Source organism: Nocardioides sp., from assembly GCF_050699375.1.
GTDB lineage: Bacteria > Actinomycetota > Actinomycetes > Propionibacteriales > Nocardioidaceae > Nocardioides.
Genome location: NZ_JBOHDN010000346.1, coordinates 1 through 9,718, shown reverse-complemented (window position 1 = coordinate 9,718; position 9,718 = coordinate 1). Strand labels below are relative to the sequence as shown.

General features: G+C 68.0%; 10 protein-coding genes. All 10 read left to right on the top strand.

The features are described from left to right. Positions 1-250 (top strand): class II fructose-bisphosphate aldolase (locus ACRDPS_RS23355; RefSeq protein ID WP_431504060.1); only part of this gene is annotated, 250 nt, incomplete at its 5' end. A 380-nt stretch (positions 251-630) separates the two neighbouring features. Further along, positions 631-1,935 carry an extracellular solute-binding protein gene (locus ACRDPS_RS23350; protein WP_431504059.1) on the top strand — a complete coding sequence of 435 codons (1,305 nt, stop codon included), beginning with the start codon at positions 631-633 and terminating at the stop codon, positions 1,933-1,935. A gap of 3 nt (positions 1,936-1,938) precedes the next feature. After that, positions 1,939-2,931: a carbohydrate ABC transporter permease gene (locus ACRDPS_RS23345; protein WP_431504058.1), complete on the top strand. Its 993-nt coding sequence runs from the start codon at positions 1,939-1,941 to the stop codon at positions 2,929-2,931. Further along, the gene (locus ACRDPS_RS23340) at positions 2,928-3,758 is read left to right on the top strand and encodes a carbohydrate ABC transporter permease (RefSeq protein ID WP_431504057.1); all 831 of its coding nucleotides are present in this window, start codon (positions 2,928-2,930) and stop codon (positions 3,756-3,758) included. Before ACRDPS_RS23345 ends, ACRDPS_RS23340 begins: the two co-directional genes overlap by 4 nt. Next, on the top strand, positions 3,755-5,236 hold the full coding sequence (locus ACRDPS_RS23335; RefSeq protein WP_431504056.1) for a glycoside hydrolase family 1 protein: 1,482 nt from the start codon (positions 3,755-3,757) through the stop codon (positions 5,234-5,236). Before ACRDPS_RS23340 ends, ACRDPS_RS23335 begins: the two co-directional genes overlap by 4 nt. A 2-nt stretch (positions 5,237-5,238) precedes the next feature. After that, positions 5,239-6,237: a LacI family DNA-binding transcriptional regulator gene (locus tag ACRDPS_RS23330; RefSeq protein ID WP_431504061.1), complete on the top strand. Its 999-nt coding sequence runs from the start codon at positions 5,239-5,241 to the stop codon at positions 6,235-6,237. A 137-nt stretch (positions 6,238-6,374) separates the two neighbouring features. Continuing rightward, the gene (gene ectA, locus ACRDPS_RS23325; protein ID WP_431504055.1) at positions 6,375-6,875 is read left to right on the top strand and encodes a diaminobutyrate acetyltransferase; all 501 of its coding nucleotides are present in this window, start codon (positions 6,375-6,377) and stop codon (positions 6,873-6,875) included. Positions 6,876-6,984: 109 nt separating this feature from the next. Further along, positions 6,985-8,304 carry a diaminobutyrate--2-oxoglutarate transaminase gene (ectB, locus tag ACRDPS_RS23320; protein ID WP_431504054.1) on the top strand — a complete coding sequence of 440 codons (1,320 nt, stop codon included), beginning with the start codon at positions 6,985-6,987 and terminating at the stop codon, positions 8,302-8,304. Positions 8,305-8,331: 27 nt separating this feature from the next. Next, positions 8,332-8,790, top strand: coding sequence for an ectoine synthase (locus ACRDPS_RS23315; protein ID WP_431504053.1), 459 nt, complete (start codon positions 8,332-8,334; stop codon positions 8,788-8,790). Next, positions 8,787-9,686, top strand: coding sequence for an ectoine hydroxylase (thpD, locus tag ACRDPS_RS23310; protein ID WP_431504052.1), 900 nt, complete (start codon positions 8,787-8,789; stop codon positions 9,684-9,686). Before ACRDPS_RS23315 ends, thpD begins: the two co-directional genes overlap by 4 nt. Positions 9,687-9,718: the final 32 nt, after the last annotated feature.

Here is a 9,718-nt window from a genome sequence, read left to right as displayed (position 1 = left end):
TCACGCGGTGAGCGTCCCTCTGGTGCTGCACGGCTCCTCCGGCGTCAGCGACGACGGCCTCCGAGCCGCCATCGCCGCCGGGATGACCAAGATCAACGTCGCCACCCAGCTCAACAAGGCCTTCACCGCCGCCGTACGCGAGCAGCTCGATGCCGACCAGAGCCTGGTCGACCAGCGCAGATACCTCGGCGCCGGTCGCGACGCCATGGCCGCCGAGACCGCCCGCCTCCTAGCCGTGATCGCCGCCTGACCCCTCGCCGACTCGGCGCAACTGTCCCAAAGATTCCCGCCCAGTCGGCGCAACTGTCCCAAGAATATAAGTCGAGTCGGCGCAACTGCCCCAGAAATCCTTGCCGAGTCGGCGCCAATGTCCCAGCCCGTGCAGGAACCTGAGACAGACGCGCCGACTCGACCCGATCTGACGGGACAGACGCGCCGACTCGACCCCGATTCTTGAGACAGACGCGCCGGCTCGGCACATCTTTCCCCCAGATGGTGGAAGCGCTCCCACATTCACGGAATCGTTACTGCAGCGCCTCTTGACACCACCTTGTGAGCCCAATCACACTCTCTCTAACCCCGAGAGTGGAAGCGCTCTCACTCCCCACATCGACGTGCAGGAGCACTCCCGTGTCCAAGATCTCCAAGTCCCGGCGCCGCAGCCGAAGAGCGGCGCTCGCCGCGTGCGCGGTCGCCTCTCTCGTCACCGGCCTGACCGCGTGCGGCGGCGGTGGCGGTGGCGATGACGCGCAGTCCGCTCTCGGTAAGGACGACACGCTCACCATCACCACCTTCAGCGAGTTCGGCTATGGCGAGCTCATCAAGGAGTGGAACGCCGACCCCGAGCGTCCCTTCAAGGTCAAGCAGACCGTGGTCGCCGAGTGGGACACCTGGAAGCAGAGCCTCACCACCGGCCTGCAGTCGGGCGAGGGCCTCACCGACATCGTCGGCATCGAGGGCGACATGATGCCCGCGCTCCTCGCCGAGGGTGCCTCCGAGCAGTTCGTCGATCTCACCGACAAGGAGCTCGACGACCGCTGGATGGAGTCGAAGTACCTCGAGGGCCAGACCGCCGACGACAAGCAGATCGGCTACCCGACCGACGCCGGCCCGGAGGCCTTCTGCTACCGCGCCGACCTCTTCGAGAAGGCCGGCCTGCCGAGCGACCGCGAGGCCGTGAAGGAGCTCTTCAAGGACTGGGACTCCTACTTCGCCGCCGGCGAGCAGTTCAAGAAGAAGATGCCGAAGACCGCCTGGTACGACTCCAGCGGCGCGATCGCCCAGGCGATGCTCAACCAGGTCGAGTACCCCTTCCAGACCAAGGACCAGAAGATCGACGTCGACAACCCGGAGCTCCGGGAGGTCTACGACACGGTCTCGCAGTACGCCCCCACCCAGTCGACGAAGGTCGAGCAGTGGGGCGAGGACTGGACGGCCAACTTCACCAACGACGGTTTCGCCACCATCCCGTGCCCGGGCTGGATGTTCGCCAACATCAAGGACTCCGCGCCCGAGGTGAAGGGCTGGGACATCGTCGACGCCTTCCCGGGCGGCGGCGGCAACTGGGGTGGCTCCTACCTTGCCGTTCCGGCGCAGTCGGAGCACCAGGACGAGGCCAAGGAGTTCGCCAACTACCTGACCACCGCCGAGTCCCAGGTGGCCGCGTCGAAGGTCGCCGGCAACTTCCCGGCCAACCTGGAGGCGCAGACGGTCCTGGCCGAGGAGAACGCCACCGACCCCTACTTCAACGACGCCCCCACCTCGCAGATCCTCGCCACTCGCGCGGAGGCCGTGCCTGCGGGTGTCCCGTTCAAGGGTGACAAGTACTCCGACATCCTCGGTCTCTTCCAGCAGGCGATCAGCCGCGTAGACGAGGGCACCGACCCCGAGGAGTCGTGGGCGACCTTCGCCGAGGGCGTCGAAGGAATGTCCTGATCCATGCCGACCACCACCTCCGCCCCGGTCGAGAACGCCACCCCGGCGCCCTCGACCGGGGCGGCCCCCCGCCGCCAGGCGTGGCGTAACCGGCTCTCCCGGTGGGACTTCAAGCTCTCGCCCTACCTGTACGTCGCGCCGTTCTTCCTGGTGTTCATCGTCATCGGGCTCTACCCGATGCTCTACACCGGCTACCTGTCCTTCTTCTCCTGGCCCGCCTACGGGTCCGAGGTCGGTCCGTGGGTCGGCTGGGACAACTACGCCCACGTCCTCGGTGACTCGGTCTTCCGCAAGGCCTTCTGGAACACCATCGGGATGTTCCTGCTCTCCTCGGTGCCGCAGATCATCGTGGCGACGATCCTCGCCGCTCTGCTCGACACCCGGCTCCGGGGCCGCACCCTGTGGCGGATGAGCATCCTGCTGCCCTTCGTGGTCGCCCCCGCGGCGTCCGCGATGATCTTCGGCGCGATCTTCGCCGACGGCACCGGCCTGATCAACCAGACGCTGGACGGCTTCGGCCTCCCGAAGGTGCCGTGGCACGCCGACCGGTTCGCGAGCTGGACCGCGATCGCGACCATGGTCAACTGGCGCTGGACCGGCTACAACGCGCTGATCGTCCTCGCCGCCATGCAGGCGATCCCGCGGGACCTCTACGAGGCGGCCGACATCGACGGTGCCTCCAAGGTGAAGCAGTTCTTCCACGTCACCCTGCCCTCGATCCGGCCGACGATGATCTTCGTCATCGTCACCTCGACCATCGGTGGCCTGCAGATCTTCACCGAGCCCCGGATCTTCGACACCAACCTGCGCTTCCAGGGCGGCTCCGACTTCCAGTACACGACCTTGACGATGTACGTCTTCAACACCGCCCAGACCACGACCGACCCGTATCCACGCGCGGCCGCCGCCGCGTGGGTGCTGTTCCTCATCATCGTGGGGATCGCCCTGATCAACTTCCTGGTCACCAGGGCCGTACAACGGAGGAACCTTCGATGAGCAGACGTCCCGGATTCCTCGTATATGGCCTGCTGACGGCATTCCTGCTGGGCTCGGCGTTCCCGCTCTACTGGTCGTTCGTCATCGGCTCCGTCACCCGGCATCGGGCGATCCAGTCGCCTCCGCCGCTGGTCCCGGGAGGGCACTTCTTCGAGAACGCCGCCCGAGTCTTCGACCGGATCGACTTCTGGTCGGCGCTGCTCAACTCGATCATCATCTCCGGGATCTCGGCTGCCTCGGTCGTGCTCTTCGCGACCCTGGCCGGCTACTCCTTCGCCAAGCTCCGCTTCCGCGGCTCCAACGTGGGGATGATCTTCGTCGTCGCCACCCTGGCGGTGCCGACGCAGCTGGCCCTGGTGCCGATGCTCAAGCAGTTCTCCAACCTCGGCCTGACCGGCACCCACGCCGCGGTGATCCTGCCGTGGCTGGTGACCGCCTTCGGTGTGTTCTTCATGAGGCAGTACCTCGTCGACGCGATCCCCGACGAGCTGATCGACGCGGCCCGCGTCGACGGGGCCTCCATGATCCGTACGTTCTGGACCGTCGCCATCCCCGCCGCGAGACCGGCGATGGCGATCCTCGGGCTGTTCACCTTCATGCAGGTGTGGACCGACTTCATGTGGCCGCTGATCGTGCTGCAGGGCTCTGACGTACAGACCCTGCAGACCGCGCTCGACGCGCTCAAGGTCGCACCCGGTCAGGGCCATGCCGACATGGCCCTGGTCCAGGCCGGGACGATCCTCGCGACCGTACCCCTACTTCTGTTGTTCATCGCCACCGGCCGCCACCTGGTGGCCGGCATCATGCAAGGAGCCGTCAAGGGATGAATCTCTCGACAAACCACGCCCACACCGAACGTACGTTCCCCAACGACTTCCTCTGGGGTGCGGCCACGGCTTCCTACCAGATCGAGGGGGCCATCGACGAGGACGGACGTACGCCCAGCAACTGGGACACCTTCACCAAGGTTCCGGGGGCGATCCTGGGCGGCGACACCGGCGAGGTCGCCTGCGACCACTACCACCGGGTCCCCGAGGACGTCGCGCTGATGAAGCGCCTCAACCTGGCTTCGTACCGGTTCTCGACAGCGTGGCCGCGGATCCGGCCCGACGGCGGAAAGGTCAACCAGCAGGGGCTCGACTTCTACAGCCGTCTCGTCGACGAGCTGCTCGAGGCCGAGATCGCGCCGTGGATCACGCTCTACCACTGGGATCTGCCGCAGGCGCTGGAGGACCAGGGCGGCTGGACCAGCCGCGACACCGCCTACCGGTTCGTGGAGTACGCCACCACCGTCTACGACGCGCTCTCCGACCGTGTCGACCACTGGACGACGCTGAACGAGCCGTGGTGCTCGGCGTTCCTCGGCTACTCCGGCGGCCAGCACGCGCCGGGACGGCAGGAGGGCGTGGCCGGCATCGTCGCCGCCCACCACCTCATGCTCGCCCACGGCCTGGTGATCAACGAGCTGCGCGGCCGCGGCGCGACCCCGGAGAACGGGAAGTCTCTCGGCATCACCCTGAACCCGACGGTCGTCGACCCCCACGACGCCGACCGTCCCGAGGACGTCGACATGACCCGGCGGATCGACGGTCTGCACAACCGGGTGTTCCTCGACCCGCTGTTCCGGGGCAGGTACGCCGACGACCTGGCCGCCGACACCGAGGGCCTGACCTTCCAGGGCCGTCCGTGGCAGGACTGGGTGCTCGAGGGCGATCTGGAGGTCATCTCCGTGCCGCTCGACGTGCTCGGGGTCAACTTCTACTTCGGCAACGCCATCGCGGCGGAGCCGTTCGAGATCGGGGCCACTCCGTTCAGACCCGACCAGGTGCTGGGCAGCCGGCTCGTACACTCCGACCTGCCGCGCGGGAACCCCTACCCCGGTGCCGAGTTCGTGACCCCGCGCACCGGCCGCCCGACCACCGACCGCGACTGGGAGATCGACCCGGTCTGGCTGACCCGGCTGCTGACCCGGCTCAGTGGCGAGTACGGGGCTCCGCCCCTCTACATCACCGAGAACGGGGCTTACTACGATGACGTGGTGGAGGATGGCGCCGTGCACGACACCGCCCGCCTCGACTACATCGACCAGCACCTGCGCGCGACCCTGGACGCGATCGAGCAGGGCGCGGACGTACGCGGCTACTTCGCCTGGTCGCTGCTCGACAACTTCGAGTGGAGCTACGGCTACGCGCACCGGTTCGGGATCGTGCACGTGGACTTCGAGACCCAGGAGCGTACGCCGAAGGACAGCGGTCTCTGGTTCGCCGACGTCGCCGCCGACAACCGGGTGCCGGCCCGCCGGTGAACATGCCCACGCTCGACGAGGTCGCCCGGCTGGCTGGTGTCAGCCGGGCGACCGCGTCGCGCGCGATCAACGGAGGCTCGCGCGTCTCGGCGAAGGCCGCGGACGCCGTCGCCGAGGCCGTGAGGACGCTTGGCTATCTCCCCAACCCGGCTGCCCGCTCCCTGGTGACACGAAGGACCGACACGGTCGCGATGGTCGTGCCGGAGTCGGACGAGCGCGTCTTCGCGGACCCGTTCTTCGCCCGCACCCTGCACGTCGTGACCCAGGTCCTCTCCCAGCGCGACCTGCAGGTCGTGCTGCTGATCGCTCGGCCGGGCGACGAGATCCAGCGGACGCTGCGCTACGTGCGCGGCGGGCACGTCGACGGCGTGATCGTGGTCTCCCACCACCGCAGCGACGCTCTCGCCGACCATCTCGCGGCCATCGGGCTGCCGGCCGCGTTCATCGGCCGGCCGTTGACGGGCGCGGAGAAGGTCTTCTACACCGACCCCGACAACGTCGCCGGCGCCCGCGAGGTCACCAACATCCTGATCGAGCGGGGCTGTCGCCGCATCGGCACCATCACCGGCCCCATCGACATGAGCGCGGGCACCGACCGGGCCGCCGGATGGCGCGCCGCCCTCGACACCGCCGGCCTCACCGCCGACGCTGTCGTCGAGGGCGACTTCACCGAGGACGGCGGCGAGGCCGCCTGCGAGATCCTGCTGCGCGACCATCCGGACATCGACGGCCTCATGGTCGCCTCCGACCTGATGGCCGCGGGCGCGCTCCGCGCCCTGCGCGCGGCCGGCCGCAGCGTCCCCGACGACATCGCGGTCGTCGGCTACGACGACCTCGGCATCGCCGAGCGCACCACTCCCCCGCTCACCACGGTCAAGAACCCGATAGGCGACATGGCCAAGGAGGCCGCCCGCCTCCTCCTCGCCCAGCTGGACGGCGACACCAACCTCCCCCGGCGGGTCGTCTTCGCTCCCGAGCTGGTGCGGCGTACGTCTGCCTGATCCGAACGCGGGAGCTGCCGCTCGCTGACTGTGGTATTGATCACACGTCACGCTCAGAAGTGCGGGCTCGCCGGGCATGCTTCCCCTCAGGCTGTTAGCGTCGCGCAGCGATGCCACATCGCAACTCGACTGGCAGCGTGCCCCGCCCGGAGTCGACTACCCGAGTCGACTTCCGCTCACCGGACCTCGAGGACGGTCAGCATCTGTGGCGGATGGCACGGGACTCTCGGGTACTCGACGTCAACACCTCGTACGCCTACCTGCTGTGGGCACGCGACTTCGCGGCGACCTCGTTCGTCGCGACCGTCGATGACGATCCGGGAGGATTCGTCACCGGCTACCGGCGCCCGGACGACCCGGAGACCCTGATGATCTGGCAGGTCGCCGTCGACGAGCCGCACCGCGGCCGGGGCCTGGCCCGCCGCATGCTCGACGGGCTCGTCGACCGCCTGGCCGACGACCAGGGCGTACGCCACCTGGAGACGACCATCACCGCGGACAACAGCGCCTCCATCGCACTGTTCACCTCGTTCGCGAACGCACGCAGTGCCCCGATCGAGAGCAAGCCGATCTTCGAGGCCGCGATGTTCCCCGACGGGCACGACGCGGAGCTGTTGTTCCGCATCGGCCCGTTCTGACCGCAGGATCCGACCGAACCGCACGATCCGACCGAACCGCACCCGGTCCGCCGGGCGTTCTGCGCGCCCGCGATCCGGGATCGACGACACACACGGAGGTGTCATGCCCATGACTACGACCACTGAACCCGCCCATACCAGCACGCCCGACACGCCCCAGACCGGTGGCACCGCGATCTTCGACGCTCTGGAGTCGCAGGTCCGCAGCTACTGCCGCAGCTGGCCCGCGGTGATGACCCACGCCCAGGGCTCCACCATCACCAGCGAGGACGGGAGCGAGTTCCTCGACTTCTTCTCCGGGGCCGGCGCGCTCAACTACGGGCACAACAACCCCGCGCTGCTGGACCCGCTGCTCGACTACCTGCGCGAGGGCCGCATCCTGCACTCGCTGGACATGCACACCAGCGCGAAGCGGGACTTCCTGCAGGCCTTCTCCGACCTGATCCTCGAGCCGCGCAACCTCGACTACAAGGTGATGTTCCCCGGTCCGACCGGGACGAACTCGGTCGAGGCCGCCCTCAAGCTGGCCCGCAAGGTGACCGGACGCCAGCACGTGCTGTCCTTCACCAACGCCTTCCACGGGATGACGCTCGGCTCGCTGGCGGTGACCGGCAACTCGATGAAGCGCAAGGGCGCGGGCATCCCGCTGACCAACAGCTCGAAGATCCCCTACGACGACTACTTCAACGGTGTCGTCGACGACTTCATGTGGCTGGAGCGGGTGCTCAAGGACAGCGGCTCCGGTGTCGACAAGCCGGCCGCGATCATCGTGGAGTCCGTCCAGGGCGAGGGCGGTCTCAACGCTGCCCGGCTGGAGTGGCTCAAGGCGCTCTCGGACCTGTGCCGCGAGTACGACATCATCCTGATCGTCGACGACGTGCAGGCCGGCTGCGGACGGACCGGCACCTTCTTCAGCTTCGAGGAGGCCGGGTTCACCCCCGACATCGTCTGCCTCTCGAAGTCGATCTCCGGCTTCGGCCTGCCGATGGCGCTGACGCTGTTCCGGCCCGACCTGGACCAGTTCGAGCCGGGCGAGCACAACGGCACCTTCCGCGGCCACAACCTCGCCTTCGTCACCGGGCGAGTGGCGCTGGAGACGTACTGGGCCGATGGCTCCTTCCAGAACGAGGTCCAGGCGAAGGCCGCCGAGTTCCGCGAGGGACTGACGAAGATCGCCACGCGGTACGAGGGCTCGACCGTCCGCGGTCGTGGCTTCCTGACCGGCATCGCCTTCCCGGACGTCAGCGCGGCCTCGAAGATCGCGGCGGCGGCGTACGAGCGCGGGCTGCTGGTCGAGACCTCCGGGCCGGAGGACGAGGTGCTCAAGACGATGCCGCCGCTGACCGTCACCTCCGAGGACCTCGCCCGCGGTCTCGCCATCATCGAGGAGGCCACCGCGTCCGTCCTCGGTGACGGCAACCCGGCCTGATCCCCCGACACCAGAAACGAGACAGACATGCGCGTCACCTACCTGGAAGACCTGAACGACACGGACCGCGACGTACGCGTCAAGTCCGAGTCCGGCGACTGGCGCAGCCGCCGGATCGTCCTGGCCCGCGAGGGCGTCGGCTTCTCCTTCCACGAGACCAACATCCCCGCCGGGACGACGAACGAGTTCTGGTACGCCAACCACATCGAGGCCGTCTACTGCGTCGGCGGTGAGGGCGAGCTCCTCGACCGCGAGACCGGAGAGACGTACGAGATCCGCGACGGGATGTGCTACCTGCTCGACAAGCACGACAAGCACACCGTCACCGCCAAGACCGACCTGCGTCTGATCTGCACCTTCAACCCGCCGGTCACCGGCCGGGAGGTGCACGACGAGAACGGCGTCTACCCGCTCCTCACCGAGCCCGACGCCGAGCCCGACGCCGAGACCGACACCGAGATCGACACCGAGGAGGTAACTGCATGACCGCTACAACCGAACACGTCGAGGACGTGTACCCCACCCGCCTCGAGGAGGGTTTCAGCGCGATCCCCCGCCAGGACCCGGTCATCTGGGGCACGGCGGCCGAGGGGCCGATGGACCAGCAGACGCTCGACTCCTTCGACGAGCGCGGCTACCTGGCGATCCCCGACGTCATCGCTCCCGAGGAGGTCGAGGAGCTGCGCGCCGAGCTGCGCCGGCTCAGCAACGATCCCGAGATCCGTGCCGACGAGCGCACCATCATCGAACCCTCCTCGCAGGAGGTGCGCTCGATCTTCGAGGTGCACAGGACCAGCGACATCGTCGCCCGGCTGGCGGCCGACCCGCGCGTGGTCGGCTGGGCCCGGCAGATCCTCGGCTCGGACGTCTACATCCATCAGAGCCGGATCAACTTCAAACCCGGCTTCGACGGCGGCAGCTTCTACTGGCACTCCGACTTCGAGACCTGGCACGCCGAGGACGGCCTGCCCCGGATGCGGACCGTCAGCATCTCCATCTCGCTGACCGACAACCACTCCTTCAACGGGCCGCTCATGATCATGCCCGGCACGCACAAGACGTACGTCTCCTGCGGCGGTGCCACTCCCGAGGACAACTACAAGTCCTCCCTGGTGATGCAGGGCGCCGGCACCCCGGACCCGGAGACCGTCACGAAGATGGCCGACTCCTACGGCATCGACGTGCTGGCAGGTGCCGCCGGCAGCGCGGTCATGTTCGACTGCAACTGCATGCACGGCTCCAACGGAAACATCACGCCCTACCCGCGCTCGAACGTCTTCCTGGTGTTCAACAGCGTGGAGAACACCGCGGTCGAGCCGTTCTCGGCCCCGAAGCCGCGCCCGACGTTCATCGGGGCGCGCGACTTCACTCCGGTGGGCTGACCGCTCCGCCGCCCGGCCGCCGACCCCATCTG

Bases quoted from the DNA above. Each gene is read 5' to 3' on its own strand.
- ACRDPS_RS23345 (WP_431504058.1), top strand. From the start codon at position 1,939: ATGCCGACCACCACCTCCGCCCCGGTCGAGAACGCCACCCCGGCGCCC.
- ACRDPS_RS23340 (WP_431504057.1), top strand. From the start codon at position 2,928: ATGAGCAGACGTCCCGGATTCCTCGTATATGGCCTGCTGACGGCATTC.
- ACRDPS_RS23335 (WP_431504056.1), top strand. From the start codon at position 3,755: ATGAATCTCTCGACAAACCACGCCCACACCGAACGTACGTTCCCCAAC.
- ACRDPS_RS23330 (WP_431504061.1), top strand. From the start codon at position 5,239: ATGCCCACGCTCGACGAGGTCGCCCGGCTGGCTGGTGTCAGCCGGGCG.
- ectB (WP_431504054.1), top strand. From the start codon at position 6,985: ATGACTACGACCACTGAACCCGCCCATACCAGCACGCCCGACACGCCC.
- ACRDPS_RS23315 (WP_431504053.1), top strand. From the start codon at position 8,332: ATGCGCGTCACCTACCTGGAAGACCTGAACGACACGGACCGCGACGTA.
- thpD (WP_431504052.1), top strand. From the start codon at position 8,787: ATGACCGCTACAACCGAACACGTCGAGGACGTGTACCCCACCCGCCTC.